Raw genomic sequence first — 707 nt, 5'->3', positions numbered from 1 at the left:
TGCGCCAAGTGCAGCCAGTTTATTTTCAATTTTGTCATAACCGCGATCGATGTGATAAATACGATCTACGATGGTTTCGCCTTTCGCGATACAACCAGCAATCACCAAACTTGCCGAAGCACGTAGATCCGTAGCCATCACTTGTGCACCACTTAGTGATTCAACGTCACCACAAATAACCGTATTACCTTCAATCTCCGCTTTCGCACCCATACGCATCAGCTCAGGCACGTGCATAAAGCGGTTTTCAAAGATAGTTTCAGTGATCACGCCGCCGCCTTTCGCCATCATGTTCAATAGCGTAAATTGCGCTTGCATGTCTGTCGGGAAACCAGGGTGAGGCGCAGTGCGAATACTTACTGCTTTTAACTCACGGTCTGTCATATCAACAGAGATCCAGTCTTCACCTGTCTCCACCAATGCGCCCGCTTCTTCTAGCTTCGCTAGAACCGCTTCAAGCAAGTGACCGTTGGTATTACGACAAACCACTTTACCGCCAGATACCGCTGCAGCTACTAGGAATGTCCCCGTTTCAATACGGTCTGCTACGACACTGTGCTTGCCGCCACCTAAGCGCTCACCGCCTTCGATAGTGATGGTGTCTGTACCCGCGCCCGAGATTTTCGCGCCAAGTTTATTTAGCAAATCCGCCGTATCGACGATTTCAGGTTCGCGCGCTGCGTTGTCTAACGTTGTAGTGCCTTCAG

The 707-nt window shown here is 49.9% G+C and carries 1 protein-coding gene; it reads right to left on the bottom strand.

The genetic code is table 11. The features are described from left to right. Positions 1-707: UDP-N-acetylglucosamine 1-carboxyvinyltransferase (locus tag R7044_RS25520; RefSeq protein ID WP_225456034.1), on the bottom strand; the 707-nt coding region annotated here is incomplete at both ends.

Source organism: Vibrio sp. 1402 (assembly GCF_033340275.1).
The sequence above is the reverse complement of the archived record's forward strand: the minus strand, read 5'-3'. Positions and strand labels throughout refer to the sequence as shown.